General features: G+C 73.6%; 22 protein-coding genes and 1 pseudogene. 10 read left to right on the top strand and 13 right to left on the bottom strand.

The genetic code is table 11. The annotated features are described in order from the left end of the window. Nucleotides 1-119 precede the first annotated feature (119 nt). Complete coding sequence (gene ybaK, locus ACFP3R_RS12975) at nucleotides 120-596, top strand: Cys-tRNA(Pro) deacylase (RefSeq protein ID WP_380635872.1); 477 nt, start codon at nucleotides 120-122, stop codon at nucleotides 594-596. A 55-nt stretch (nucleotides 597-651) separates the two neighbouring features. Here ybaK and ACFP3R_RS12970 read toward each other — a convergent pair whose 3' ends face one another. Together ACFP3R_RS12970 and ACFP3R_RS12965 are read right to left on the bottom strand one after the other, a co-directional pair. Beyond that, nucleotides 652-1,263, bottom strand: coding sequence for an alpha/beta hydrolase family protein (locus ACFP3R_RS12970; RefSeq protein ID WP_380635870.1), 612 nt, complete (start codon nucleotides 1,261-1,263; stop codon nucleotides 652-654). Beyond that, nucleotides 1,260-2,021 (bottom strand): SOS response-associated peptidase, encoded by a 762-nt coding sequence (locus ACFP3R_RS12965; protein ID WP_380635868.1) that lies wholly within the window; start codon nucleotides 2,019-2,021, stop codon nucleotides 1,260-1,262. Before ACFP3R_RS12965 ends, ACFP3R_RS12970 begins: the two co-directional genes overlap by 4 nt. A gap of 97 nt (nucleotides 2,022-2,118) precedes the next feature. Between ACFP3R_RS12965 and aroA the strand changes: the two genes are divergently transcribed. The 3 genes from aroA to ACFP3R_RS12950 are packed head-to-tail and all read left to right on the top strand — an operon-like array spanning nucleotide 2,119 to nucleotide 4,813. Next, nucleotides 2,119-3,384 carry a 3-phosphoshikimate 1-carboxyvinyltransferase gene (gene aroA, locus ACFP3R_RS12960; protein WP_380635867.1) on the top strand — a complete coding sequence of 422 codons (1,266 nt, stop codon included), beginning with the start codon at nucleotides 2,119-2,121 and terminating at the stop codon, nucleotides 3,382-3,384. Between the two features lies 1 nt (nucleotide 3,385). Further along, on the top strand, nucleotides 3,386-4,396 hold the full coding sequence (rsgA, locus tag ACFP3R_RS12955) for a ribosome small subunit-dependent GTPase A (RefSeq protein ID WP_380635865.1): 1,011 nt from the start codon (nucleotides 3,386-3,388) through the stop codon (nucleotides 4,394-4,396). A 48-nt stretch (nucleotides 4,397-4,444) separates the two neighbouring features. Further along, nucleotides 4,445-4,813: a VOC family protein gene (locus tag ACFP3R_RS12950; RefSeq protein ID WP_380635863.1), complete on the top strand. Its 369-nt coding sequence runs from the start codon at nucleotides 4,445-4,447 to the stop codon at nucleotides 4,811-4,813. 166 nt (nucleotides 4,814-4,979) lie between these two features. Here ACFP3R_RS12950 and ACFP3R_RS12945 read toward each other — a convergent pair whose 3' ends face one another. From ACFP3R_RS12945 to ACFP3R_RS12935, 3 genes are read right to left on the bottom strand one after another with little or no spacing between them, the layout of a single operon-like run. Then, the gene (locus ACFP3R_RS12945) at nucleotides 4,980-5,471 is read right to left on the bottom strand and encodes a DUF6912 family protein (RefSeq protein WP_380635861.1); all 492 of its coding nucleotides are present in this window, start codon (nucleotides 5,469-5,471) and stop codon (nucleotides 4,980-4,982) included. Further along, nucleotides 5,468-6,844: a WS/DGAT/MGAT family O-acyltransferase gene (locus tag ACFP3R_RS12940; protein WP_380635859.1), complete on the bottom strand. Its 1,377-nt coding sequence runs from the start codon at nucleotides 6,842-6,844 to the stop codon at nucleotides 5,468-5,470. The genes ACFP3R_RS12945 and ACFP3R_RS12940 overlap by 4 nt, the downstream gene beginning before the upstream one ends. 10 nt (nucleotides 6,845-6,854) lie before the next feature. Further along, nucleotides 6,855-7,511 (bottom strand): phosphotransferase, encoded by a 657-nt coding sequence (locus ACFP3R_RS12935; RefSeq protein WP_380635858.1) that lies wholly within the window; start codon nucleotides 7,509-7,511, stop codon nucleotides 6,855-6,857. Nucleotides 7,512-7,523: 12 nt separating this feature from the next. Here ACFP3R_RS12935 and ACFP3R_RS12930 point away from each other — a divergent pair, with 12 nt between their 5' ends. Further along, nucleotides 7,524-8,321 carry a TrmH family RNA methyltransferase gene (locus tag ACFP3R_RS12930; RefSeq protein WP_380636126.1) on the top strand — a complete coding sequence of 266 codons (798 nt, stop codon included), beginning with the start codon at nucleotides 7,524-7,526 and terminating at the stop codon, nucleotides 8,319-8,321. Here ACFP3R_RS12930 and ACFP3R_RS12925 read toward each other — a convergent pair. Continuing rightward, on the bottom strand, nucleotides 8,310-8,708 hold the full coding sequence (locus tag ACFP3R_RS12925; protein WP_380635857.1) for an HAD-IA family hydrolase: 399 nt from the start codon (nucleotides 8,706-8,708) through the stop codon (nucleotides 8,310-8,312). The two genes, ACFP3R_RS12930 and ACFP3R_RS12925, sit on opposite strands and share 12 nt — an antisense overlap. Nucleotides 8,709-8,766: 58 nt before the next feature. Here ACFP3R_RS12925 and ACFP3R_RS12920 point away from each other — a divergent pair, with 58 nt between their 5' ends. Then, nucleotides 8,767-9,150 (top strand): Rv3235 family protein, encoded by a 384-nt coding sequence (locus tag ACFP3R_RS12920; protein WP_380635856.1) that lies wholly within the window; start codon nucleotides 8,767-8,769, stop codon nucleotides 9,148-9,150. Between the two features lie 739 nt (nucleotides 9,151-9,889). Here the strand turns inward: ACFP3R_RS12920 and secA are convergent. From secA to ACFP3R_RS12890, 6 genes are all read right to left on the bottom strand, one after another. Next, nucleotides 9,890-12,769, bottom strand: a complete 2,880-nt coding sequence (gene secA, locus ACFP3R_RS12915) for a preprotein translocase subunit SecA (protein ID WP_380635854.1) — start codon at nucleotides 12,767-12,769, stop codon at nucleotides 9,890-9,892. Nucleotides 12,770-13,527: 758 nt separating this feature from the next. Then, complete coding sequence (gene hpf, locus ACFP3R_RS12910; protein ID WP_380635852.1) at nucleotides 13,528-14,211, bottom strand: ribosome hibernation-promoting factor, HPF/YfiA family; 684 nt, start codon at nucleotides 14,209-14,211, stop codon at nucleotides 13,528-13,530. Between the two features lie 1,318 nt (nucleotides 14,212-15,529). After that, nucleotides 15,530-17,272 carry an LpqB family beta-propeller domain-containing protein gene (locus ACFP3R_RS12905; protein ID WP_380635850.1) on the bottom strand — a complete coding sequence of 581 codons (1,743 nt, stop codon included), beginning with the start codon at nucleotides 17,270-17,272 and terminating at the stop codon, nucleotides 15,530-15,532. Continuing rightward, entirely contained in the window at nucleotides 17,269-19,011 is a 1,743-nt protein-coding gene (gene mtrB / locus ACFP3R_RS12900) for an MtrAB system histidine kinase MtrB (protein ID WP_380635849.1), read from the bottom strand. The genes ACFP3R_RS12905 and mtrB overlap by 4 nt, the downstream gene beginning before the upstream one ends. A gap of 25 nt (nucleotides 19,012-19,036) precedes the next feature. Then, complete coding sequence (gene mtrA / locus ACFP3R_RS12895) at nucleotides 19,037-19,714, bottom strand: MtrAB system response regulator MtrA (protein WP_033429120.1); 678 nt, start codon at nucleotides 19,712-19,714, stop codon at nucleotides 19,037-19,039. Between the two features lie 172 nt (nucleotides 19,715-19,886). Next, nucleotides 19,887-20,552 carry a dTMP kinase gene (locus tag ACFP3R_RS12890; RefSeq protein ID WP_380635847.1) on the bottom strand — a complete coding sequence of 222 codons (666 nt, stop codon included), beginning with the start codon at nucleotides 20,550-20,552 and terminating at the stop codon, nucleotides 19,887-19,889. Nucleotides 20,553-20,723: 171 nt separating this feature from the next. Here ACFP3R_RS12890 and ACFP3R_RS12885 point away from each other — a divergent pair, with 171 nt between their 5' ends. Next, entirely contained in the window at nucleotides 20,724-21,725 is a 1,002-nt protein-coding gene (locus tag ACFP3R_RS12885; RefSeq protein WP_380635845.1) for a hypothetical protein, read from the top strand. A gap of 73 nt (nucleotides 21,726-21,798) precedes the next feature. Here the strand turns inward: ACFP3R_RS12885 and ahcY are convergent, their stop codons facing one another. Further along, on the bottom strand, nucleotides 21,799-23,262 hold the full coding sequence (gene ahcY, locus ACFP3R_RS12880; RefSeq protein WP_380635844.1) for an adenosylhomocysteinase: 1,464 nt from the start codon (nucleotides 23,260-23,262) through the stop codon (nucleotides 21,799-21,801). Between the two features lie 125 nt (nucleotides 23,263-23,387). Between ahcY and ACFP3R_RS12875 the strand changes: the two genes are divergently transcribed. The 3 genes and pseudogenes from ACFP3R_RS12875 to ACFP3R_RS12865 all read left to right on the top strand — a co-directional run. Beyond that, the gene (locus ACFP3R_RS12875; protein WP_380635842.1) at nucleotides 23,388-25,898 is read left to right on the top strand and encodes a hypothetical protein; all 2,511 of its coding nucleotides are present in this window, start codon (nucleotides 23,388-23,390) and stop codon (nucleotides 25,896-25,898) included. A 104-nt stretch (nucleotides 25,899-26,002) separates the two neighbouring features. Continuing rightward, the gene (locus tag ACFP3R_RS12870; RefSeq protein ID WP_380635841.1) at nucleotides 26,003-26,386 is read left to right on the top strand and encodes a hypothetical protein; all 384 of its coding nucleotides are present in this window, start codon (nucleotides 26,003-26,005) and stop codon (nucleotides 26,384-26,386) included. After that, nucleotides 26,379-26,803 (top strand): annotated as a pseudogene (locus ACFP3R_RS12865) (hypothetical protein); the annotation flags it as partial. The gene ACFP3R_RS12870 and the pseudogene ACFP3R_RS12865, both read left to right, overlap by 8 nt.

The raw sequence follows: 26,803 nt of genomic DNA, 5'->3' as shown, positions 1-26,803 counted from the left end.
GTCCGCCGGTCGGTCGTGCCGCGACCGACTGCCCGACCCGCTGGTCCTTCACCTCGGTAGCCACGTCCCGAGCAACGCGGGCGCCTCGGCGGGCATTCCCTCCACTAGGGTGCGCGATCATGGCCGGACGCGGGACGCCCGCCACCGCGTTGCTGGACAAGCAGAAGGTGGCCCACGAGCTGCACACCTACGAGCACGACCCCCGGCACGAGTCCTACGGGCTGGAGGCGGCCGAAGCGCTCGGGATCTCACCCGAACGCGTGTTCAAGACGCTGGTGGCGGAGGTGGACGGCAGGCTGGCGGTGGGTGTGGTGCCGGTCACCGGCCAGCTGGACCTGAAGGCGCTGGCGGCGGCGCTGAAGGGCAAGAAGGCGAGGATGGCCGACGTGGCGGCGGCCGAGCGGGCCACCGGGTACGTGGCGGGCGGCATCTCGCCGCTGGGGCAGAAGAAGCGCCTGCCGGTGGTGGTGGACGCTTCGGTCGAGTCCTTCGGGACCGTGTACTGCTCGGCCGGTCGGCGCGGGCTGGAGGTCGAGCTCGCGCCGGCGGACCTGGTGCGCCTGACCCAGGCGGTGGTGGCCCCGATCGCGGGCTGACCCCGGGTCAGGAGGTCAGCAACCACCAGACCACCGGCCCCCGATCCGCCGGCCCTCACCCCATCGGCCGCAGCACGCGGTCCAGCCACTCCCCCACCGCGCGGTGCACGCCCTCCAGGTCGGCCTTGAGGTTGTGATCACCGCGCAGCAGCGCCAGTTCGCGGTGGTGCGCGGCGGCCGGGCGGCCGAACGGGTCGTTCTCGCCCTGCACCACCAGCGTGGCGACCTCGACGGCGTCCAGCTCGGGCAGGCGGGTCTTCTCCGGCCGGCCGGGCGGGTGCACGGGGAACGCCAGGCACAGCACGGCGACCGCCTGGCCCTCGGCGGAGGTGCGGCAGGCCACCCGCGCGCCGGACGAGCGCCCGCCGAACACCAGGGGCAGGTCGTCGAACCAGCCGGCGGACAGGTCCTCGACCACGGCGAGCCACGCCGCGTCGAGCTGCACGGCGGGCGCGGGGGCGCGTCTGCCCGCCACCCGGTAGGGCTGTTCCACCAGGGCCACGTGCACCCCGACGTCCACGGCGGCCCGCGCGGCGGCCACGAGGTCGGGCGCGGTGATCAGGCCGCCCGCGCCGTGCCCGAGCAGCAGCGCCGCCCGGCCGCCGGGCGCGCAGTGCAGTTCGGCCCGTGCCGGGCCGTGGGGGGTCTCGACCACCCGGGAGGTCATGACAGTTCGAACAAGGTGGGCTCCGGTTTCTCGGACTCCCCCAGGGCGACCGCGTCCACGAGGGACGGGTCGTTGTTCTTGATGCTGTTGACCCGCATCGACACCGGGCGCAGCTCCAGCGCGTCGACCAGGGCGGGGTCGGGCGCGAGGAGTTCCCGCGGGTCGGTCAGGTCGGGGTCGAGCCACGCGTGCCAGCGGTCCGGCGGCAGCACCAGCGGCATCCGGTGGTGCACGGCGGTCATCTCGCCGATGGCGTCGGTGGTGAGCACCGCGCAGGTGATGACCGGTGTGCGCTCGTCGCCCTCCTGCTGCCACCACACCGACCAGATGCCGGCCATGGCGAGGCTGGAGTCGTCGCCGGGGTTGATGAAGTAGGGCTGCTTGCGGCCCTCGCCGGGCTGCCACTCGTACCAGCCGGCGGCGGGGATGAGGCAGCGGCGCTTGGCGGCCGAGTCGCGGTAGGAGGGTTTGGTCAGCACGCTCTCCGAGCGCGCGTTGATCATCTTGGCGGCGCCGGAGGTGTCCTTGGCCCAGTGCGGCACCAGGCCCCAGCGCATGACGCGGACGCTGCGCTCCAGGGTGTCCGGGTCGGGGGTGCCCTCGTCGTCGCGCGGGTGGCGCTCGACGACGGCGAGCACGCGCTTGGTGGGCGCGACGTTGTAGTCGGGGCCGGGCTCGTCGCCCTCCGTCCCGTCCACCGCGTCGAACTCGGCGGCCAGCAGCGCCGGGTTCTTGGTGGAGGCGTACCTGCCGCACACGACCCATCACCCCACAACGATCAGTTCCGCCGGTCATCGTCGCACGTCGGAAGGCCCGGTGCGAGCCGTCCGGGAGCCCATGCGGGATCATCGGCGCATGACTGAGCAGTGGTTCGCGCCCACCGCCGAGGGTCCCGTGCACGCGACGGTACCCGTTCCCGGTTCCAAGTCGATCACCAACCGGGCGCTGGTGCTGGCCGCGCTGGCCGACCGGCCGTCCACCGTGCACGCCCCGCTGCGCAGCCGCGACACGCTGCTGATGGCCGCCGCGCTGCGGTCGCTGGGCATCGGCGTGGACGACGGCCCGGACGGGTCGTGGCTGGTCGCGCCGCGGCCGATGCGCGGCCCGGTCCGGGTGGACTGCGGGCTGGCGGGCACGGTGATGCGGTTCCTGCCGCCGGCCGCGGCGCTGGCCGTGGGCGACGTCGCGTTCGACGGCGACGAGCACGCGCGGGTGCGGCCGATGACCACGATCCTGGACGCGCTGCGCGCGCTGGGCGCGGACGTGGAGGGCGGCGCGCTGCCGTTCACCCTGCGCGGCACGGGGGCGGTGCCGGGCGGGGAGGTCACCATCGACGCGTCGGCGTCGTCCCAGTTCGTGTCCGGCCTGCTGCTGTCGGGCGCCCGCTACGACGGCGGGGTGACCGTGCGGCACTCGGGCAGGCCGGTGCCGTCGCTGCCGCACATCGAGATGACCGTGTCGATGCTGCGCGAGGCCGGGGTGGACGTGGACGACTCGACCCGGGACGTGTGGCGGGTGGCGCCGGGCCCGATCGCGGGCCGCGACCGGCACGTGGAGCCCGACCTGTCCAACGCGACCCCGTTCCTGGCGGCGGCGGCCGTGACGGGCGGTTCGGTGACCGTCCCCGGCTGGCCGGAGCGCACCACGCAGCCCGGCGGGGCGGTGCGGGAGCTGTTCGAGCGCATGGGGTGCCGGGTGGAGCTGACCGCCGAGGGCCTCACCCTGACCGGCCCGGACCGGCTGACCGGCGTCGACGTGGACCTGCGCGACGAGAGCGAGCTGACGCCGACCGTGGCGGCGCTCGCCGCGCTGGCGGACGGGCCGACGCGGATCAGCGGCGTGGCGCACATCCGCGGCCACGAGACCGACCGCATCGCCGCGCTGGCCGCCGAGATCAACCGGTTGGGCGGGGCGGTCGAGGAGACCGAGGACGGCCTGGTGATCACGCCGCGGCCGCTGCACGGCGGGCCGTGGCGCGCCTACGCCGACCACCGCATGGCCACCGCGGGGGCGATCATCGGGCTGGTGGTCGAGGGGGTGGCCGTGGACGACGTCGGCTCGACGTCGAAGACGATCCCGGACTTCCCGGGGATGTGGGCGGCCCTGCTCGGAGCGCGCTGACGTGGCGCGCGGCGACTGGCGGCGGCTGGACGAGTCGGACGTGCGGGTGCGGCCGGGCAAGGGCACCCGGCCGCGCACCAAGCGCCGGCCCGAGCACGCGGACGCGGTGCCCGCGATGGTCGTCGGCGTGGACCGCGGCCGGTGGACGTGCGCGGTGGAGGATGACCCGTCACTGCTGGTCACGGCGATGCGCGCGCGGGAGCTGGGCCGTACCCCGGTGGTGGTCGGCGACCGTGTGGGACTGGTCGGCGACACCACCGGCGAGCCGGACACGCTGTCCCGGATCGTGCGCGTCGACGAGCGGCGCAGCGTGTTGCGGCGCACCGCCGACGACACCGACCCGTTCGAGCGGGTGGTCGTCGCCAACGCCGAGCAGTTGGTGATCGTGTCGGCGCTGGCCGAGCCGCAGCCGCGGCGCGGGTTCATCGACCGCTGCCTGGTCGCCGCGTACGCGGGGGGGCTCCGGCCGCTGCTGTGCCTGACCAAGAGCGACCTGGCGTCGCCGGACGAGCTGCTGGCGGCGTACGCGGAGCTGGACCTGCCGGTGGTCGTGACGCGGTCGGACGAGGACCCGGCGGAGCTGCGCGAGCGCCTGACCGACCGGTTGTCGGCGCTGATCGGGCACTCCGGGGTGGGCAAGTCGACGCTGGTCAACAAGCTCGTGCCGGACGCCAACCGGGCGGTGGGCGTGGTCAGCGGCGTCGGCAAGGGGCGGCACACGTCCACGCAGGCGGTGGCGCTGCCGCTGCCCGGCGGCGGGTGGGCCGTGGACACGCCGGGCATCCGTTCCTTCGGGTTGGCGCACATCACGCCGGACGACATCGTGGGCGCGTTCCCGGGCATGGGGGCGATGGCCGAGGAGTGCCCGTCGGGCTGCGGGCACCTGGGCGCGCCGGAGGACCCGGACTGCATGCTGGACACGCTGGTGGAGACCGGTGCGGCGTCGCCGGGGCGGCTGGCGTCGCTGCGCAGGCTGCTGGAGTCGCGCGGGAAGCTGGAGGAGTACGACTAGCGTCACCCGCTCGGGCGGGGGTGGTCGGCGGTAGTACGGTGCGCAGCCGTGGCGAAGGTGACCGGCATCGGCGGCGTGTTCCTGCGCGCCCGCAACCCCGCGCGGCTGGCCGAGTGGTACCGCAGGACCCTGGGCGTGCCGATGAGCGACGGCGGCGCGGTGACGTTCCACTGGGACGGGTTGGAGACCACGACGCTGGCGCTGTTCGCGCAGGACACGGACTACCTCGGGGAGCCGGGGCAGCGGGCGATGCTCAACTTCCGGGTCGACGACCTGGTGCTGCTGCTGGAGCGGTTGCGCACGAACGGGGTCGAGGTGCTGCCGCAGACCGAGGAGTCGGAGTTCGGGCGGTTCGGGTGGTGCGTGGACCCGGAGGGCAACCGGATCGAGCTGTGGGAGCCGGCGCCGGGCATGTGAGGGCGGTGGCGGGGTCCGACGATCCCGGGGCGCGCGCTTCGCAGGAGTCCCCGCCCAGGGGACCCCTGCTTTTATCTTGCCGGCGGGGTCCGACAATTTCCGGCCGGTGCTCCCGACCGCGCCGAACCCCGCCCGCCCGCCGAAACCCCGCCGAACCCCGCCGGACCTACATCAGCTCCAGCAGGAACGGCAGCTCCTGCAACGCGTACCAGGCCAGCTCGTGGTCCTCGGCCCCACCCAGCGTGAACTCCGCGTCCGGGTCGCCCAGGTCGGCCGCGTCGATCACCTCGGCCGCCGCGCGCACGTCGTCCTCCGCCTCCTGCGTGTCCAGGTGCACGGCCGCGACCTGCTTCACCGGCACCGGCCCCGACAGCTTCACCACCGAGAAGTCCAGGTCCGGGCGCAGCTTCACGCCCTCCACGTCGACCGACACCACCGCCCGCCGGGGCATGGCCTTGTCGTCGCCGGCGATCAGCCGCAGCGACGCCCGCGCCGCGTCGAGCATCGCCGCGTACTCCAGCTCCTCGGCGTCACCGGCCGCGTAGGACTCGCGCAGCGCGGGGGTCAGCGCGAACCCCGTGCCGCCCACCGGGACGAACTGCCCCTGGTCCACCAGGTCGCGCAACATCGCGACGGTCGCAGGGAGGTACACCCTCATGCGGACACCGTTCCCATCAGTTCCTCCACCGACTCCTCCACCATCGCCGCGAGCACGTCCACATCGGACATGGCGTCCCGGTCGGCGTTCAAGCCGAAGTACACCCCGCCGTCGTACGACGTCACCCCGATCGACAGCGCCTGGGTCTTGGCCAGCGGCACCACGGGGAACATCTCGATCATCCTCGCCCCCGCCGCGTACAGCGGCACCTGGGGTCCGGGCACGTTGGTCACCACCACGTTGAACAGCCGCCGCGAGAACGACGAGGCCGCCCGCGCGCCCAGCGCGTGCAGGGTGGGCGGCGCGAAGCCGGTGAACCGGACCAGCGTCTGCGCCGCGACCGACTGCCCGGACTCCTGGTGGGCGCGCATCGCGTGCGACACGTGGTGCAGCCGCACCACCGGGTTCGGCTCGCCGACGGGCAGGTCCACGAAGTACGCGGCCACGCCCGCCTCGTCGTCGCGCACCGACATGGGCGCCATCGCCCGCATGGTCGTCCCGGCCGTGACGATCTCGCCGCGCGAGAGCAGCCACGTCCGCAGCGCGCCCGACAGCACGGCCAGCACGCCGTCGTTGACGGTGCCGCCGTGCGCCCGCCGCACGGCGCGGAAGTCGTCCAGCCGCGCCCGCGCCACCGCGAACCGCCGCTGGGGCGAGATCCGCACGTTGAGGGGGCTGCCGGGCGCGGGGTTCGCGGCCGTGCGCACCGCCGAGGCCAGGCCGCCGAACACGCCGACCACCTTGCGGACCGTGGCGACCGTGTCCATGGCCGCCGAGCGGGCGTTCTCCACCACCTCGCCGGGCCGCTGCACGGCCTCCGCCACCGCGTCGGCCACCAGTTGCAGGCCGCTCGGCTCGGGCGAGGGCATCCACAGCGACTCGACGGGCGGGCGCGGCGTGGCGGACACGTCCAGGATGACCTGCCCGATCTCCGGCGCGCCCAGCCCGCTGACCACGGCCTGGTGGGTCTTGGTGACCACCGCGATCCGGTTCCGGGCGAGCCCCTCGACCAGGTAGACCTCCCACAGGGGCCGCGCGTGGTCCAGCGGGCGGGACATCAGCCGGGCGACCAGGTCGTGCAGCTGCTGGTCGCTGCCCGGTCTCGGCAGCGCGGACCGCCGCACGTGGTAGGTGACGTCGAAGTCCGGGTCGTCCACCCACACGGGCCGCGCGAGCCGCCCCGGCACGGGCACGACCTTCCGCCGGTAGCGGGGCGCCAGCGACAACCGTTCCTCGATGAGCCCGACCAGCCGGTCGTAGTCGAAGCCCGAGCGCGGCCGGCGGAACACCGCCACCCCGCCGACGTGCATGGGCGTCGTGGAGTCCTCCAGGTACAGGAACGAGGCGTCCAGCGCGGACAGGCGGTCGGGCATGCCGACCAGGCTAGCCGCTGCAATCCGCGACGAGCCGCCTCACGGCGCTGACCTCGGCTTCGTCGCGCTGGCGCCGGGACAGGCGGATCGCGGCGGCGGCGGGCATGGCCGCGCGCACCCCGCCGTCGACGCCGGACAGGAAGCCCTTGAGCAGCCGGGACCGGGCCAGCCGCTTGAACGGCCGCAGCGGCGCCACCGCCATCACCAGCCAGCTCAGCGCCACGTCGACCCGGCGGTCGCCCCGCCCGGCGCTGGTCCAGTCGACCACCACGGGCCCCTCCGGGCCGAGCACGACGTTGCCGGGGTGCAGGTCCAGGTGCAGCAGACCGCCCTCACCGGGCAGGAAGTCCGGCGGGGGCACGTCGTCGAGCCTGCGGTGCAGCTCGGCCAGCTCCCGCCCCAGCGCGCCGGCCCGCCACGGCTTGGCGTCGACCTCCTCGGACATGCGGGGGCCGGGCACGTACTCCATGACCAGGTCGGTTCCCGAGGACGCGGCGACCCGGGGCACGGGCAGCCCGTGCCGGCGCAGGTAGCGCATCAGCTCGGCCTCGGGTCGGGCGTCGCGCCCCGCCCGGCTGCGCTTGACCAGCAGGCCGTCGGAACGCAGGTAGACGTCCGCCTCCTGACCGGAAGCCAGCAGACGGTGCGCCTCGTCGCGCGGTGCCATGTGACGATCATCATGGTTGTCGGCGGAGAAACAAGGCCCGAACGGGTGGAGGACACTGCTCCCGTGGATGTTTCGCCCAAGGACAAGTTCGTCACCGTCTACGGCCGCAAGCCGGTGCTCGAAGCGCTGGACGACGCGCGGCTGGAGGTCGACAAGGTGGTGCTGGCCGACACCGCGCGCGGGCCCGCGGCCAGGGAGATCCTGGACGCCGCCGCGAGGCGGGGCGTGCGGGTGCAGCGGGCCACCGCGCAGCGGGTGAAGGTGCTGGCGGGCAACGGTCGGCACGACCAGGGCGTGCTGGCGGACGTCGTGGCGCCGCGGATGCTGCCGCTGGAGGTGGGGCTGCGCTCGCGGCCCCGGCACGTGCTGGTGCTGGACGGCATCACCACGCCGGCGAACGTCGGCATGATCCTGCGCACCGCGACCGCCGCGGGCGTGGAGGGGATCGTGGTGCCGCGCCGCGGCGTGGCCTCGATCGACCCGCTGGTGGTGAAGGCGTCGGCGGGGGTGGCGTTCCGGGCCCCGGTGCTCAAGTGCGCGACGGCCGCCGAGGCGGTGGCGGCGCTGGTCGCGGAGGGTTACCCGATCTACGCGCTCGACGCCGGCGCGCCGCGGACCGTGTACGGGTTCGACCTGCCCGAGCGGGCGGCGTTCGTGCTGGGCAGCGAGACGGCGGGGGTGTCGGCGGACGTGCGGCCGCACGTGACGGCGTGGCTGTCCATCCCCATGGCGGCGGGGGTCGAGTCGCTGAACGTGGCCAGTGCGGCGGCGGTGCTGTGCTTCGAGGTGGCGCGGAGGTCAGCCCGGTAGCAGGACGTCGAGCTCCTCCAGGGTGGCGTCGACGGACCGGTGGTGGACGCCGACCATGCCGGCCGCGACGGCGCCGCGGACGTTCACCGCGAGGTCGTCGACGAAGACGCACTCGTCCGGTGGGAGCCCGAGGAGCTCGGCGACGAGCAGGTAGGCGCGCCGGTCGGGCTTCGCGATGCCGGCCTCACCGGACGTGACGACGACGTCGAACAGCGGTGACCAGGCGGTGGGCGGTCGCCACAGGCCGTCGGCGTTGGAGAGCACGGCGGTGCGGACGCCGGCGCGGCGCAGGCGGCGGGTGGCCGTGACGAGGGGCGGTTCGGCGGCGGTGTGGTCGTCGCCGAGGTCGGTCAGCACGCCGCCGAAGTCGAGCACCAGTCCGCGCACCCGCTGCCTCCATCAGGTGATCTTGGTACGTACGGCGGGGTTCCCCACTCGGTTCAGCATGCCACCTCAACTGCGCACGCTGCCCCCGTCGTGGGGACCCTCCGCACCGCCGCCCGCCCCGGCGGCCCCGACGCCTCCGGCGGCCCGCCCGACCACCCTGGACGCGCGCCACTTCCTGATCCCGGCCCTGGAAGCCCTGTGCGGCCGCCGCCCGGCCAGCCAACTGGCCAAGACCTTCGCGCCACCGGCGGTGTCCGCGTTGGCGGGGGCGGTGACGAAAGGCCGGACCCGCCTCGGCCGCTACCGGCTGTGCCGGGTGTCGTCGGACGCGGCCGAGTTGGCGGGGACCCTGCACATGCCCACGCGGACCCGCGCCTTCGCGGCGAGGGTGGAGCGCCAGGGCGACCGCTGGCGGTGCACCGAGTTCCACCTGCTGCCCTGACCCCTCGCCGACCCCTGCTCCTCGCCTCTTGCCCCCTGCCCCTCGCCTCTTGCCCGCACCCCCGGTCCCCACCGACTCCCGCCACACGATCGGGTGATCACCACCCCAACCATGTACGGAAACACCGTTACGGCCATCGGTTGATGAAATGGACGCCCGAGCAACCACCCCACTCCGTACCCAACCCGCCCCAGCCGCCCCAGCCGCCCCAGCCGCCCGTGACGAACAGCTCAGACCCAGCCACAGACCCGCCACCGACCCCGCCCGCGCCCCCACGGGAGCTACGTGACCAAAGGCCGCCCCGGAGCCCCCACCGCCGCCCCTGGCCGCCCCAAAATCCATGGACCCGGCCACGCCCTGCCCCGCAGCCGACCGCCCCACTGACCACGCCCTGCCAGCCCCACCGGCAACGCACCACCGCCCGCAGGCTCCGCCACCCGCAGCCCTGGTCAGGTCATGACCAAGCCGGGACCGAAGTCGCAGCCCGAAGCGTTGCTCGGCGGTTGCCCGGCACACCCGAAGCGTTGCCCGGCGCAGCCTGAGAGTTCGCCTGAGGTCGCGGATCAGGGCCCGGCGACCGTGCGGGCGCCGTGCGGGCCGCGGGTTCGCGGTGATCGCGGAGCCCGGCGATCGCAAAGCACGGTGATCGCGAAGCACGAACTGGCAAAACGCCGGAAGCGGGGCACCGGCCTCGGCCGGTGCCCCGCTTCCCGTGCGTGCTCGTACGCGTCGCCGCGTGTTACGGCTGCTTGCGCTGCCCCTTGGCCTGGGCACGGGCCGCCGCGCGGCGTTCCTTGCGCGTGGCACCGCCGGCGCCACCGCCACCGCCACCCTGGCGCGGACCGCCGCCGCCCTTGGTCTGCGTGTCACCGCTCTCCGACGGACCCGAGTAGGTCAGGCCCTGCTGCTCCTGACCCTCCAGGCCCTTGCCGCGCAGGGCGGGCGGGATGGCGTTGCCGCTCTGGAGCTGGGCCAGGGCCGGGCCGGCGGGGGCCTGGTTGGCGGCTTCCGCCTCCTGCTGGGCCGCCGCGGCGGCAGCGGCTCGGGCGCGGGCCCGGCTGCCGGCCAGCGGGCCGCCGTTGGCGATCGAGACCTGGACCGGCGGCTCGGGCGCGGGCTCGGGTTCGGCCGCTTCGACCTGGAGGTTGAACAGGAAGCCGACGCACTCCTCCTTCAGGGCCTCCAACATGGAGTTGAACATGTCGAAGCCCTCCCGCTGGTACTCGATCAGCGGGTCGCGCTGGGCCATCGCCCGCAGGCCGATGCCCTCCTTGAGGTAGTCCATCTCGTACAGGTGCTCGCGCCACTTGCGGTCGAGCACCGAGAGCAGGACGCGGCGCTCCAGCTCGCGCATGGCGCCCTCGCCGACGCGCCCGTCGATGTCCGACTCCCGCGCCTCGTAGGCGGCGAGGGCGTCCTCCTGGAGCAGCGCCTTCAGCGACTCGCGGGTGACGTCGTCGTCGGCCTCGATCAGCTTCTTGTAGTCGAGGGTGATCGGGTACAGCGTCTTGAGCGCCGTCCACAGCTTGTCGAGGTCCCAGTCCTCGGAGTAGCCCTCGGAGGTCGCGCCGTCGACGTACTCGCCGACCACGTCGGTGATCATGTGGGTCACCTGGTCGCGCAGGTCCTCGCCGTCGAGCACGCGGTGGCGCTCGGCGTAGATCACCTTGCGCTGCTCGTTCATGACCTCGTCGTACTTGAGGACGTTCTTGCGGATCTCGAAGTTCTGCTGCTCGACCTGCGTCTGGGCGCTGCGGATGGCCCGGGTGACCATCTTGTGCTCGATCGGCACGTCGTCCGGCACCTTGAGCCGCGTCATGACGGTCTCGACCATGGCCGCGTTGAAGCGGCGCATGAGCTCGTCCTTCAGCGACAGGTAGAAGCGGGACTCGCCGGGGTCGCCCTGCCGGCCGGAGCGGCCGCGCAGCTGGTTGTCGATGCGCCGCGACTCGTGCCGCTCGGTGCCCAGCACGTAGAGGCCGCCCGCCTCGCGGACCTCCTCCGCCTCGGACTTGACCTCGGTGGTGATGTCCTCGATCAGCTTCGCCCAGGCGGCCTCGTACTCCTCGGGCGCCTCCACCGGGTCGAGGCCGCGTTCGCGCAGCTCGTGGTCGGTGATGATGTCGGGGTTGCCGCCCAGGACGATGTCGGTGCCGCGGCCCGCCATGTTGGTGGCGACGGTGATGGCGCCCTTGCGGCCGGCCTTGGCGATGATCAGCGCCTCGCGCTCGTGCTGCTTGGCGTTGAGCACCTCGTGCGGGATGCCCTTCTGGACGAGCAGCTTGGAGAGGTACTCGGAGCGCTCGACGCTGGTCGTGCCGACCAGGACCGGCTGGCCCTTCTCGTACCGCTCGGCGATGTCGTCGGCGACCGCCTCGAACTTGGCCTCCTCGGTCTTGTAGACGAGGTCGGCTTCGTCCTTGCGCTGCATCGGGCGGTTGGTCGGGATGGGGACCACGCCGAGCTTGTAGGTCTGGTGGAACTCCGCCGCCTCGGTCTCGGCGGTACCGGTCATGCCGCCGAGCTTCTCGTAGAGGCGGAAGTAGTTCTGGAGGGTGATCGTGGCCAGCGTCTGGTTCTCGGCCTTGATCTCGACGCCTTCCTTGGCCTCGATCGCCTGGTGCATGCCCTCGTTGTAGCGGCGACCGGCGAGCACGCGGCCGGTGAACTCGTCGACGATCATGACGTCGCCGTTGCGGACGATGTAGTCCTTGTCCTTGGCGAAGAGCTCCTTGGCCTTGATCGCGTTCTGGAAGTAGCCGACCAGCGGGGTGTTGGTCGAGTCGTACAGGTTGTCGATGCCGAGCTGGTCCTCGACGAACTGCACGCCGGCCTCAGTGACGCCGATGGTGCGCTTGCGCTCGTCCACCTCGTAGTGCACGTCGCGGCGCATCCTGGTGGCCAGGCGCGCGAACTCGACGTACCAGCGGGACGACTGGTCGGCGGGGCCGGAGATGATCAGCGGGGTGCGGGCCTCGTCGATGAGGATCGAGTCGACCTCGTCGACGATGGCGAAGAAGTGGCCCCGCTGGACCATCTCGTCCCGGCTCCACGCCATGTTGTCGCGCAGGTAGTCGAAGCCGAACTCGTTGTTCGTGCCGTAGGTGATGTCGGCGTTGTAGGAGACCCGCCGCTGCTCGGGGGTCATCTCCGACAGGATCGCGCCGACGGTCAGGCCCAGGAAGCGGTGGATGCGGCCCATCCACTCCGCGTCACGTCGGGCCAGGTAGTCGTTCGTGGTGACGACGTGCACGCCCTTGCCCGCGAGGGCGTTCAGGTAGGCGGGCAGCACCGAGGTCAGGGTCTTGCCCTCACCGGTGCGCATCTCGGCGATCTGGCCGAGGTGCAGCGCAGCGCCGCCCATCAGCTGGACGTCGAAGTGCCGTTGGCCCAGGGTGCGCGTGGCGCCCTCCCTGACCACGGCGAACGCCTCGGGAAGCAGTTCGTCGAGCGACTCGCCGTCGGCGTGGCGGCGGCGGAACTCCTCGGTCTTCGCACGCAACTCCGCGTCGGAGAGGTCGACGACGTCGTCTTCGAGGGCGTTGATGTGCGCTGCGATGTTGCGCAGGCGCTTGAGCATCTTGCCCTCGCCAGCGCGGAGCAGTCGGGACAGCACCATCCGGGTCGACCTCATTACCTCATCGCGAGCGCCCGGGGCGGGCGCCTTCCAGCGGCTCGTCACGGCATGGCGAGCCCTCACCGACTGCCATCGTAGGCAAGTCGTGAAGGTGTGTGCACAGACACAGGTAGGAAGGGGTGCGAAACACCCCGTGACGGACCCCGGACGAGTAGTTGATCTACCTGCGGCGGCGGGGCCGGAAGGCCGGGTGGCGGGCCGGTCGGGGGCCGCGCGGTGCCGGGGTGGAGGACGCGCGGTGATCCGGTGGACGCCGCCCGGAGGACGCGAGGTACGCCCGGTCGGGCGACACGCGATGCTCCGGCCAGGACGCCGCCGGGCCCTGGACGCCCGGCTCATGGGTCTCGGACGTCGGGCCCGGGGATCGAACGCCGAACCTGGGCTCTCAATGGGCCAACCCGGGGCCTGAGGGCTGACCCAGGGGCCCGGGCGGCGGACCGGGGGCCCGAACGGCCCACCCGAGGGCTCGAACGCCGAACTCAGGACTCCGAACGATCGACTCGACGATCCCGAACAGTGAACCTGGGAGCCCGAACACTGAACTCGGGGGTCCTGAACACTGAACTCGGGGGTCCTGAACACTGAACTCGGGGGTCGCGAACGTTGAACTCGGGGGTCCTGAACGTACGACACGGTGGGTCTGAGCGTACGACTCGCGCGGTGGGGACGGGTTTGGACCCCCGGCGTCGGAGACGCCGGGGGTTGGTCGTGTGGTGGGGGGGACCGTGGTCAGGTGGGGATCAGGCCAGCCTGATCACGCCGTAGTCGAACCCCTTCCGGCGGTAGACGACGCTCGGACGGCCGGAGTCGGCGTCGGAGAACAGGTAGAAGTCGTGGCCCACGAGTTCCATCTCGTAGAGGGCCTGGTCGACGGTCATGGGCTTGGCCGGGTGCTCCTTCTCCCGCACGACGCGGCCCGGCTCGTTGTCCTCCACGCCGTCTTCCCAGCGCTGCGACGGCAGTTCCGCCATGCCGTCGAAGTCCGGTTCCGGCTCGGAGTCGAGCACGGCGGTGCGACCGGGCCAGGCGATCCGGGCCTGTCCGCCGTCGGTGTCGGCGGTGAGGGCGGCCGCGAGTCCGCTGGTCGCCTCGGCGACCGAGGTGGGACCGCGCCGTCCGTGGTGCACGCGCCTGCGGTCGTGGGAGCGGCGCAGCCTGCTCTCCAACTTGGCGACCGCGAGGTCCAGCGCGGCGTAGAAGTCGCCCGCGCAGGCTTCCGAGCGGATCACCGGGCCCCGTCCCTTGCCGGTGATCTCCACCCGCTGGCAGTTCTTCGCCTGCCGGGGGTTCGGTTCGTGGAAGAGCTCCACGTCGAAGCGGATGACCTTGCGGTCGTAACGCTCAAGCCGGGCCAACTTTTCGGCGACGTGAACCCGGTAGTGATCGGGCACCTCGACGTTGCGGCCCTTAACGACGATGTCCATACACGACTCCCTCGCTTAGGGGCGAGCTGTGGCTTTGGATCGTTCGGCACCGGATACGCGATCTACTTCGCGATCTGCTTCGCGGACTTGTCGCTGAGGGTTGCCCCCCAGCGTCCCACCGGCGCCGGGGACATGGGCTGTTCGCCTCCTCCCCGCGTGCCGGGAACGCTGATAGCGGTGGACGTTAGCCCGGTATTCGCCGCTGCGACACCCCCCGGGGCGGGGGAAACCCAAGTTTTTCCCGCGGTGACGCAGAGCGACGAAAAATCGGCACCGGCCGCGCGCCTGACAGGCGCTTCGAGGCACCACAACGAGAACGGCTCACCCGAACGGCCCTGCCGGTCGCGGACATCCACCGGCAGCGCGGTTACGTCGAACAGCCCCTGCATGGCCCTCACATCCGCCTAACGGACGAGCGGGTCGGGAGGTTCCCGACGTGAATCACTCGACCGGGTGGCTTCATCGCGCAGTCGTCAGTACGAGTACACCGGATACCCGGAACCCGCCCGATTCCAACACCGAAATACAGGTTCGTGCCGTCGAACCTGTCGTGACCACGTCGTCCAGCAGGACAACCGCTGTTCCGGGCGGTGGCAGCCCACCCGGAACGATCCGCACGCGACCCGCCAGATTCGCCCGTCGGGCCGCCGGGTCCAACCCGACCGAATCGCGAACCCCTTTCGCGAAACCCAGTGCGGGGGCCACGGGAAAGCCGGACGCGCGTGCCATTCTCAGCACGTGGGAACCGCCCCTGGCCCTGGCCGCCGATGATCGGGACGGGACGGGCACCAGCCACGGCAGCGCGCAAGCGGGAGAAGTGGGAAGAGAGGGAGAAGAGGGAGGCGAGACCGGAGAGGGAGGCGAGGGGGACGTGGGAGGAGAGCGGTAGAGGGGAGGGGGAGCAGGGGTCGCTGAGGTGGGGGCGCGCGTGCGGGAAGGCGAGGGGGAAGAGGCGGGGGCAGGCGGAGGGGCGGTCAGCGGCAGGGCGGGTACGGCGGCGGCCACCAGGGCGCCGAAGACGGCGGCCAGGTCCCGCCGCCCGCGCTCCTTGAAGGCGAGCACGAGTTCGCGCGCCGCCCCCGCGTAGGGCGCCAGGGCGTACACGGGTGGGCCGGCGCCGGCGACCCGGACGCGCCGGGGCGGGCCGAACCAGGCCAGGCAGCGGGCGCACACGAGCGCGCCCCAGGCGCGGCAACCGGGGCAGCGGGGCGGGAACAGCAGGGTGATCAGCATGGAACGAGCGTGCCGGCGACCACCGACGGAAAAGGGGGGTCGGGAGCCGCCCCGGCGGTTCCCGATCGGGTGAAAAAAGCGGTGGTCAGCCCGGGTAGAAGACCTGGGTGGCCCGGTCGACCTCGGTCGGCGAGGCCCGCCACACGTCGGCCACGTCGCCGGCGCTCCACAGCCCGCTCTGGTCCACCGCGAGCACGTTGCGCCCCGGCGCGGCGGTCACCGAGGTGACGGGCGCGGTCAGGTTCGAGGTGTTGTAGCGCTCGATGCCCAGCCCGTCGACGGTGATCTTCGCGATGGGCCAGGACGCCAGCGACGTGCTCACCACGAGGACGTCCTGCGCCAGCCAGTCCAGCGACAGCGCGGTCGCGCCGACCAGCGACGGCTGGAGGTTGCGCGGCGAGCGCAGCGTCACCGCCGAGTCCTGCCCGCGCACCACGGCCGCCACGAGCAGCCGCCCGCCCGCCACCGCCGCCACCCGCGTCCCGTCGCGGGACAGCCGCAGCTCGGTGATCGGCCCGTGCAGCGCCAGCTCGGAGGCGTTGACCGTGCGCGCGGTCCACCCGGTCTCGGTGGCGACCACCCGCACCACGTTGGTCCGGTCGACGACGGTCCACACCTCGCCGCTGGGCTCGTCCTGCTGCCCGCTGGGCACCCACGTCGGCCTGGTCATCGAGGTGGCGGCCAGGTCGACCTGGCCCAGCCCGTCGTTCACGCCGCCCACGCGCAGCCGGACCGAGCCCTCCCCCACCCGGCCCACCACGGCCAGCCGGTTGCCGTCCAGGGACTGGGCGGCGCTGACGGCCTGGTACTCGCCGGTGCCCGCGGGGCCGGCGACCTGCTCGCCGTTGACCCGCCGCAGCCGACCGCCGGTCAGCAGCATCCCGGTGAGGCCGGCGCCGGGGGTGGTGAGGGCCTCGCCGGTGTCCACGTCCGCGGAGCGCCACTCCTCCCGCTCGGCGAGGATCGGCTGGCCCTCGACGAGCACCCGGATGCGGCTGCTGCTGACCCCGGTCAGCGACTTCACCACCTGCGCCACGGCCTTCCGGCGCACCGCCGCGGTGATGTCGCCGACCTTGGTCAGGTCGACCTCCAGCGCCCCGTCGTCGGCCTCGGTGGTGTTGTTGCGCTGCTCGGCGCCGTTCGGGACGGCCGACACCAGCGCGCCGCGCAGGGCCACCGCGGGCCCCTTGAGCAGCAACTGCGTCACCCGGTAGGGGATGGACGTGGAGGGCGCGACCACCACGTAGCGGGGGTCGGGCACGAGCACGCTGAAGTCGGAGTTCCAGAAGAACAGCGTCACCCGGCGGTAGTGCTGGTTGAACCCGCCCTGCGGCACGTAGATGCCGTCGGGGGGCTGGGAGATGCGCCACTGTCCGTCCGCGTCGCGGGCGACGCCGATGGCGGTGTCGACGTTGCCGACGAGCTCGACGAACGAGTTGTCCTCCAGCTGGAGCCGGCCGACCTTCTTGCCCTGGAGCAGCACGGTGCGGGCCCCGTCGTCGTCCTCCGCGCCGAGCCCCGTCGGCACGGTGTTGAACGTCGGGTCGATGATCGTCGGCGTGCTCCTGGTGTTCCAGCTCTCCTTGGCCGCGTCGGTGAGGTACGCCTTGGCCGCCGCGTAGCCGTCCTCGGGGTCGGCGGTGGCGTTGACGAACTCGCGGACCAGGGTGAGCGGGTCGATGTCCCGGGCGGGCTGGATCGCGGCGGTCTTGGTGGCGCGGCCCGCGGAGGTGTTGACCGCGATCGGGGAGGTCGCGGTGGGGATCGCCGCGCAGCCCGAAGCCGTCAGCAGCACGAGCAGCGCGAGCAGCGCCTGCCGCGGCCTCACCGGACCTCCTCGCGTTCGCCGGTGACCGGCCGGGCGGGCTGCCACGTGATCTCCTCCTCGGTCAGCTCGACCTCCTCGACCGGTTCCGGGGCCTCCGGCACCGGGTCGACCACCGGCAGGCCGGGCGGCACCAGCGGCAGCGGGCTGCCGGTGACCTCGTGCCCGCGCCGGCACGGCACGGTCAGCCGGAACACCGCGCCGTGGCCGCGCTCGCCCCACGCCTCCAGCCACCCGCCGTGCAGGCGGGCGTCCTCCAGGCTGATCGACAGGCCCAGGCCGGTGCCGCCGGTGCGGCGGTTGCGGGACGGGTCGGCGCGCCAGAAGCGGTTGAACACCAGGTCCGCCTCGCCCGCCCGCAGGCCCACGCCGTGGTCCCGCACGGTCACCGCGATCGCGTGGTCGTCGCCGCGCATGGTCAGCTCGACCGGCAGGCCCTCGCCGTGGTCGACGGCGTTGGCCAGCAGGTTGCGCAGGATGCGCTCGACCCGGCGGGCGTCGACCTCGGCGAGCACCTCGTGGTCGGGCAGGTCCACCACGATCGCCGAGCCGCTGCTGTTGGCGATGGCGCGCACCGCGTCGTGGGCGCGGCGGGCCAGCACGCGCACGTCGACCAGCTCGGCGGCCAGCTCCTCCACGCCCGCGTCCAGGCGGCTGATCTCCAGCAGGTCGCCCAGCAGCGACTCGAACCGGTCCAGCTCGTCCACCAGCAGCTCGGTGGAGCGGGCCAGGCCGCCGGGGAACTGCTCGCGGGAGGCGTGCAGCACGTCGGCGGCCATCCGCACGGTGGTCAGCGGGGTGCGCAGCTCGTGCGAGACGTCGGAGGTGAACCGGCGCTGGAGCTGCCCGAACGCCTCCAGCTGGTGGAACTGCCGCTGGATGCTGGCGGCCATCTCGTTGTAGGACTCGGCCAGCCGCGCCACGTCGTCCTCGCCGATGACGGGCATCCGCTCGTCGAGGTCGCCGTCGGCGAAGCGCTCGGCGATCTCGGCGGCCTGCCGCACCGGCCGCACGACCTGCCGGGTGACCAGGTTCGCGATCACGGCGAGCAGCAGGAGCAGCACCAGGCCGCCGACGACGAGGGTGTTCTGCACGACCTCCGCGGTGGTCTGCTCGCCGGTCAGCGGGAACAGCAGGTACAGGTGCATGGCGCGGGACGAGGTGCTCACCGGTTTGCCCACGACCAGCAACGTCGTCGGCCCGGTCTCCCGCTCGACGGTGGTGATCTGGTAGCCGGTGCTGGCCTCGCCGAGCATGTCGAACAGGCCGCGCGGCACCTCGCGGTAGGGGCCGACGGCGACCGGCAGGCCGTCCGCGCCGACCTGCTCCGGGTCCCACAGCACGGGTTCGAACGCGCCCGCGCCGGAGCCGGCGGGGTCGAGGTCGACGCCGGAGCTGGTGAGCTTGGTCAGGGCGAGGGTGAAGCGCGCCTTGACGCTGTCCGGGCCGGGGTTGAGGCCCGCCATCTCGGGCTGGATGGCCGCCGCGCTGGCGTCGGTCTGCCGGACCGCCGCCTGGATCTTGTCCTGGAGCAGCTGGTCGGTGATCTGCACCTGGAGCACCATGCCCAGCACGAACACCACGGCCGAGGACAGCGCCAGGGTGCTGACCACGACCCGCAGCTGGAGGGAGCGGCGCCACAGCTCGCCGAACGCGACCGCCCGGCGGCGGGCGCGCTCGACCGCGCGGCGCGCCTCGCGCACCACGGGGTCGAGCAGCCTGCGCCGGGCGGGCCGGGTCATCCGCACCCGGTCGGCGCGCCGCCGATCACGGAGGACCCGCCTTGTACCCGACGCCGCGCACGGTCAGCACCACCTCGGGGTGCTCCGGGTCGCGCTCGACCTTGGACCGCAGCCGCTGGACGTGCACGTTGACCAGGCGGGTGTCCGCGGCGTGCCGGTAGCCCCAGACCTGCTCCAGCAGCACCTCGCGGGTGAACACCTGGCGCGGCTTGCGGGCCAGCGCCACGAGCAGGTCGAACTCCAGCGGGGTGAGCTGGATCGGCCTGCCCTCGCGCAGCACCTCGTGGCCGGGCACGTCGATGGTCAGGTCGCCGATCTGGAGCACCTCGGCGGGTTCGGCCTCGGTGCGCCGCAGGCGGGCGCGGATGCGCGCGACCAGCTCCTTCGGCTTGAACGGCTTGACCACGTAGTCGTCGGCGCCCGACTCCAGGCCGAGCACCACGTCCACGGTGTCGCTCTTGGCCGTCAGCATCACGATCGGCACACCCGATTCGGAGCGGATGGCCTTGCAGACGTCGATGCCGTTCATGCCGGGCAGCATGAGGTCCAGCAGGACCAGGTCCGGCTTGAGCTCGCGCAGCGCGGGCAGGGCGCGGGCGCCGTCGCCCACCACGGCGGTGTCGAAGCCCTCGCCCCGCAGCACGATGGTCAGCATCTCCGCCAGGGCGGGGTCGTCGTCCACGACGAGCACGCGTGCCTTCATACCCGACATCGTCCCACTAACGGCCGGCAGCCCCCGCACCGACCGGTGGTCATCGCCGCTGGTCGCCGGACGGGTCCAGTCCGTGACCACTCTGTGTCGCCGTTGCACGTGACCGCCTCGCCTCGCCGAACCCGGATCTTCAGCGGGTCATCGGCCTGGCCGTCACGTTTCGTTACACCGCTCCCCCGTCGTCCGACCAACGGGTGAACCAGCGGTCGACGAGGGCGTCCACGCGCAGGTCAGCGGTGCCGTCCAGCACCTCCCACGGCGACACCCAGCCCGCCGCGGCCAGTTCGTCGTAGGCGGCGGCGCAGCGGGCCTGGAGGCCGCCGTCGGTCTCGTAGAGGTCGCGGTCCCTGGCCTCCTCCGCCTCCCGCCGCGCGGCGCGGTCCGCCGCGACGTCGGCGGGCACGCGCAGCAGCAGCTGGAGGTCGGGCACCGGCAGGCCGAAGCGGTCGAACTCCAGGGTCCGCAGCCACTCGACGAACCCCCCGTCCGCGGGCTGCCGCAGCCGGGCCGCCCCGTAGGCGGCGTTGGAGGCGGCGTACCGGTCGAGCAGCACCACGTCGTGCCCGCGCAGGTCGGCGCGGATGCCGTCGGCCGCGGCCCGCCGGTCCAGGGCGTAGAGCACGGCCATGCCGTGCACCGAGTCGGTCAGGTCGCCCAGCCTGCCGTGCAGCGCGTCGCGCACCAGTTCGGCGTGCACGTCCTGCTCGTAGCGGGGGAACGCGCCGGTCGCGACGCGGAGGCCGCGGGCGTCCAGCGCGTCGGTGAGGGCTTTGGCGAGGGTGCGTTTGCCGGCGCCGTCCAGGCCCTCGATCACGACGAGTTTTCCCACGAAGAACACCCTAAGGGGCAGTGCTCCTCCACGTTCGGCGGCATCATGTCGCCCAGTCGGGTGATGAGAGATCCTTTCGATCACCAGATCGAGTGACTACGGTGAAGCCCATTTCCGGTTGCGCGAAAGGGTGGTGCCGCGGTGACCGCGGATTCCGGGCACGCCAGACCGGTGGACGAACCGGTGGGCCACCCGACCGGGGGCCTGTCCGCCGGGGGCCACCCCACCGGGGGCCTGTCGACCGGAGGGCTGCCGACCGGAGGGCTGTCGACCGGGGGCCTGCCGAACGCGCTCGCCGAGACGCTGCGCTACGGGCCGTTCCACCGGGCCCTGCACGACGCCATCGCGCACCGCGGGCTCTCGCTGGCCCGGCTGCGCGCCCACCTGGAGCAGCAGGGCGTGCAGGTGGGGCAGTCCACGCTCAGCTACTGGCAGCGCGGCCTGCGACACCCCGAGGTGCCGCGCGCGATCGCCACCGTGCGGGCGCTGGAGACCGTGCTGAAGCTGCCGCCGGAGTCCCTGGTGGCGCTCGTCGGCCACCGCCCCCAACCCCGGCCCGCCCGGCCGACGTGGCTGTCCCCCGCGCCGCTGCCGGCCGAGTTCGCGGCCGTCACCGACATCGGCGCCAACACCGACCTGGACGTGCTGTCCGTGCACGACACCGTGCTGGTCGGGCCCGAGCGGGAGCAGCGGTCGATCACCACGCGGCTCGTGGTGCGCGCGGCCAAGGCCGGGCCCGACCGGTTCCTGGCCGTACACCGGGGCGACGAGGGCAGCCTGGTCGACAACGCGCTGGTGCGCCCCGGCGAGGGCTGCCGGCTGGGCCGCACGCGGCGGCAGCCCTCGGCCCGCGGGCTCGCGTTCGAGCTGCTGTTCGACCGCAGGCTCGCCGAGGGCGAGGAGCACGTCTTCAGCTTCACCGTGGTCGACGACACCGGCGGCCCCACCCCCGGCCACCACCGCACGTTCCGCGGGGCGTGCCGCGGCTACCTGCTCCAGGTCGCCTTCAGCCGCCGCACCCTGCCCGCCCGGTGCACCAAGCAGTTCCGGCCCGACGCCGCGTCCCCGCCGGTGGACCTGGAGGAGCTGGTGTGCGGGCTGGGCGGCTTCGTCAGCGCCTACTTCGAGGACGTCGGCCCCGGCGTGGCCGGGATCGGCGTCGAGTGGACCTGAGGGCGCGGACGCGGCGGGGCGGTCGGGACCCGCGGGTCCCGACCGCCCCGGACGGCGTCGGTAGCGGACGGCGTCAGTAGCGGTAGTGGTCCGCCTTGTACGGGCCCTCGACGTCCACGTCGATGTACTCGGCCTGGTCCTTGGTCAGCTTGGTGAGCCGGCCGCCCAGCGCCTCCAGGTGGATGCGCGCGACCTTCTCGTCCAGCTTCTTCGGCAGCCGGTAGACCTCCCGGTCGTACTCCTCGTGCTTGGTGAACAGCTCGACCTGCGCGATCACCTGGTTGGAGAACGAGTTGGACATCACGAAGCTCGGGTGGCCGGTGGCGTTGCCCAGGTTCAGCAGGCGGCCCTCGGACAGCACGATGATCGAGTGGCCGTCCGGGAAAACCCACTCGTCGACCTGCGGCTTGATGTTGATCCGCCGGATGCCCGGGTAGCGCTGGAGGCCGGCCATGTCGATCTCGTTGTCGAAGTGGCCGATGTTGCCCAGGATCGCCTGGTGCTTCATCCGGGACATGTGCTCGGCGGTCACCACGTCCTTGTTGCCGGTGGTGGTGATGACGAGGTCGGCCCGGTCGAGCACGTCGTCGAGCACCTGGACGTCGTAGCCGTCCATGGCCGCCTGGAGGGCGCAGATCGGGTCGATCTCGGTGACCACGATCCGGGCGCCCTGGCCGCGCAGCGACTCCGCCGCGCCCTTGCCCACGTCACCGTAGCCGCAGATCACGGCCACCTTGCCGCCGATCAGCACGTCCGTGCCGCGGTTGATGCCGTCGACCAGCGAGTGGCGGATGCCGTAGCGGTTGTCGAACTTCGACTTGGTCACCGCGTCGTTGACGTTGATCGCGGGGAACAGCAGGTCGCCGGCGGCGGCCAGCTGGTACAGGCGCATCACGCCGGTGGTGGTCTCCTCGGTCACGCCCCGGATGCCCCCGGCGATCCCCGTCCACTTGCCCGGGTCGGCCGCCAGCGAGCGGCGCAGCGTCTCCAGGATGATCCGCCACTCCTCCGGGTCGTCCGCCCCGGCCTCCGGGACGACCCCCGCCTTCTCGTACTGCACGCCCTTGTGGACCAGCAGCGTCGCGTCGCCGCCGTCGTCCAGGATCATGTTCGGGCCGGTGCCGTCGGGCCAGGTCAGCATGGACTCCGCGGTCCACCAGTACTCCTCCAGCGTCTCGCCCTTCCAGGCGAACACCGGCACGCCCCGCGGCTCCTCGACGGTGCCGTGCGGGCCGACGACCACGGCCGCGGCGGCGTGGTCCTGGGTGGAGAAGATGTTGCACGAGGCCCAGCGGACCTCGGCGCCCAGCGACACCAGCGTCTCGATGAGCACGGCGGTCTGGATGGTCATGTGCAGCGAGCCGGAGATCCGCGCGCCCCTGAGCGGGTAGACCTCCGAGTACTCGCGGCGCAACGCCATCAGGCCCGGCATCTCGTGCTCGGCCAGCCGGATCTCCTTGCGGCCGTACTCGGCCAGGGAGAGGTCCGCCACGGCGAAGTCGACGCCGTTGCGGTGTTGGAGCCTCTCGGCGGTCATCGTGGATTCCTCCATATCGGGTTCGTCCGACCATACCGCCCGCCACGCCGGGTCCCCGGAAGTCGACGCCAAGTGTGGCCGATGCACCACTATGGCCAGGTGGCCTGAGGCTCGCTGGAGGTTTGGTGCTCATTCCCGGCCCCGACACGAGGGTGGTCGAACTGCGGGTGCACGGTGTCCAGGGCACCACCCCGGAGTCGTTGGTCGACGCGGTCGCGGCGGTGGACGTGGCGGGCGACGGGCTGGGCCGCGTCGTGCGCCCGGCCGACCGGCTGCGCAGGCCCGCGCCCGGACCGGTGCTCCAGGCGGGCGGGCGGCCGGTCTCGCGGGTGGTCGAGGGCTACGTGTGGGGCCGCATGACCTCCGGCGGCCTGGCCAAGGCGACGTGGGCGCTGCTGTTCCCGTTCGCGCTGGCCAACGTGGCGCACTGGATGCTGCCGCCGACGCCCGCCGGCAGCGTGCCCGCGCGCCTGCTGGGCACCTGCCTGCGCGCGCTGCTGCGGTTGGCGGCGCTGCTGCTGACCGTGCTGCTGGTGGCGCAGCTCGGGGTGATCAGCCTGGACCTGGTGGCCGCGCAGTGCCTCGCGCCCGGCTCGGGGTGCCCGTGGGGGCGGACGTGGGCGGGCGGGGCGCCGTGGGTGCGGGCGCTGGTCGGCACGGCCCCGATCGCGCTGGTCCTGCTGGTGCTGCACCGGATGTCGAGCGTGGACTGGCGGATCGGGCGCACCGGGCCGCCCGCGGCGGCCGACCCGTCCTCCGGCCTGCCGGGCGCGCTGGTGGCCGCCGACCCGGACACGCCCGCGCTGCGGGTGCTGCACCTGGTCGCGGGCCTGGGCACGGGGGTGGCGGTCGCGCTGGGCGGTCCGGCGGGGCCGCTGCCCGCGCCGGGCTGGCACGGGCGCGCCATCGCGGTGTGCTGGGCGGCCGGGATCGCGCTGGTCGCGGTGGCGGCGCTGGGCGCGGTGCTGCTGGACGACCCGACCGGCGCCGCGCCGCACCGGGGCGGGCGGTGGCTGCGCGCCGCGCTCGGCCGGGAACCGCGCCGGGTGCTGCACACCGGCGCGTGGCTGCTGCTCCTGGCCGCCACCGCGCTGCTGGTCAGGCTGCCCGCGTGGCACCAGGGCGCGGACCTGCCGCCGCGGCTGCCCGGCGCGGACCTGTCCGTGCAGCTGGTGGCCGCGCTGGCGGCGCTGGTGTGCCTGCTGATCGGGCTGCTGCTGGTGCCCGCCGCGCTGCTGGCCCGGCGCGCCTGGTCGGCGCAGCCGCGCGGGCTGCGGCCGTGGGCGGGCGGCTGGATGGCCGCGCCGGTGGTGGCGGTGGCGGCGATGCTCGGCGGCGGCTTCGGCGCGGGGCTCGCGCTGGCGCTGCGGGGCGTGCTCGGGTTCGGCAGGCTGCCGCGCGGTTACTCCTACATCGTGCTGCTGTGGGGCGTGGCCGGGGTGCTGGCGCTGGCCGCCGGGCTGGCGGTCGCGGCGACGACCGGGATGCTGCGGTGGAGTTCGCTGCGGCGCCGGGAGGAGTGGGCGCGCGAGGCGGCCCTGCTGCACGCCGGGCGTCCCCGGGACGTCAAGCGCGCGGCCCGCGCCTGGTGGTGGGCGCGGTGGCAGCGGCGGCACAGCCACCAGGCCGTGCTGGGGCTGGCGGTCGTGCTGGTGACCGGCGCGGTGCCCGCGGTGTTCCTGCGGCTGAAGGAGGTGGACCCGCCGGAGTGGTCGCGGCCCGTGTCCACCTTCGGCGTGGTGGTGCTGGCCCTGCTGGCGCTGGCGCTGCTGCGGGCGGTCCACCTGGCCGCGCGGCGGCCGGACAAGGCCCGGCAGGTGGGGGTGCTGGCCGACCTGGCGGCGTTCTGGCCGCGCGAGGCGCACCCCGTGGTGCCGCCCTGCTACGCGCTGAAGGTGGTGCCGGAGCTGGTGGCGCGGGTGCGGGAGCACCTGGCCGACCCCGGCACCCGGGTCGTGCTCGCCGGGCACAGCCAGGGCAGCCTGCTCACCGCGGTGGCGGCGGCCCGGCTGCTGGAGGAGCTGCCGCCGGAGCAGGCCGAGCGGCTGGGCCTGGTCACCGCGGGCTCCCAGCTCCAGTGGGCGTACTCGCGGGCGTTCCCGGCGGTGGTGCCGCACAGCTCGCTGGCCTCGCTCTCCGGGCGGCTGGGCGGGCGGTGGCGGGCGCTGTGCCGGGGCACCGACGCGCTGGGCGGCGCGGTGACCACGTGGGACCGCCAGGTGTTCGACGAGGCGCTGCTCGGGGTGGGTTTCCGGGCGGACGGCACGACCGGGGCGCTGCCGCCCGCGCGGCGGGGGCCGACGGGCGCGCTGGTGCTCGGCGGCGACCACTGGCTGCCCGACCCGCAGCGGGGGCCGTTCCCCGGTCGCCGCTGGGCGCCCGGCGTGAACCGGCACGCGGACTACGCCTCCGACCCGGAGTGGGACCGGGCGGTGGCGATGGCGGCGGGCCTGGACACCGGGGAACCGGTGTCCCCCCGGCTGTCGACGGTGCGGTCGACCGGACTGCCGACGGGACTGCCGACGGGACTGCCGACCGCGCGGTCGGCGGGGTTGCCCACCGGGCTGCCGACGGGACTGCCGACCGCGCGGCAGGCGCCGTTGGCGGAACCGGAACCTGAACCGGAACCGAAGTAGTCGGGAGCGGGGGCCCTCGTGCCGCGGGCCTCCACAGCCGACATAGAACGAGTCGTTGGCCGACCTGCGCCTCGGGGAGTTGCGATTTGTACGCCGTGGATGACGTGGACGACAGGGAAGAGCGCCGCCGGGTGGGCACCAGGATGCGTGACCGGGTGGTCGACCGGGGGTGCCGGCTGCGGCAGGCCCCGCCGCACGGGGAGGAGGACGGCCTGATCAGCCTCACCGGCGACACCCCGGTCAACGCGGTGGACGACGTCCGGCGGAAGGCGCCGCCGGCGCGCCGCGCCCGCGAACCCACCCGATTACCGGGCCCGGCGGAACCGGTGGCCACCGCCTCCGCCGCGCCGGTCGTCCACGCACTCGGGTGCGGCGTCGCCGGGACGGCGGAACCGCTGAACACCACGCACGGCGCGGTCAAGGGCGCGCTCCAGCGCCACCGGCACAACGCCGGCCGCGCGAACCGGGAGGGGGGTGACCATGCCTGAGCCGATCCGCAGGGGGCGGGCCGCGTTCGAGGGCTTCGTCGAGGGGTTCCCGCCCGGCGCCCGCGACCCGCGCGGTCGCGGGCCCGCCGAGGCGATCACGGGCCGGGTGGAGCAGCCGGGCGCGGCGGCGTACCCGCCGACCGAACCCCCCGCCCGGGGCGCCGGCCGCGCGGCGCGGACCGCGGGCGCCACCGGTCCGCTGCCGGCGCCGACCGCGGCGCTGGGCCGGGGTGTGTCGTGGCCCGGCAACAGCCTGCTGGGCCGGCTCCGGGAGAGCACGAGGCAGGAACTGCTGGAGATCGGGACGGTCGTGCGCTACACGGCCGACCGCGAGGTGATGGAGCAGGACGCGAAAGACACTCATGTGTTGTTGTTGCTCGATGGTGTGGTGAAGGTGCAGACCACGGACGAGACGGG

Origin of the sequence: Saccharothrix lopnurensis, assembly GCF_042658445.1 — a bacterium.
Taxonomy (GTDB): domain Bacteria; phylum Actinomycetota; class Actinomycetes; order Mycobacteriales; family Pseudonocardiaceae; genus Actinosynnema; species Actinosynnema lopnurensis.
The sequence above is the reverse complement of the archived record's forward strand: the minus strand, read 5'-3'. Positions and strand labels throughout refer to the sequence as shown.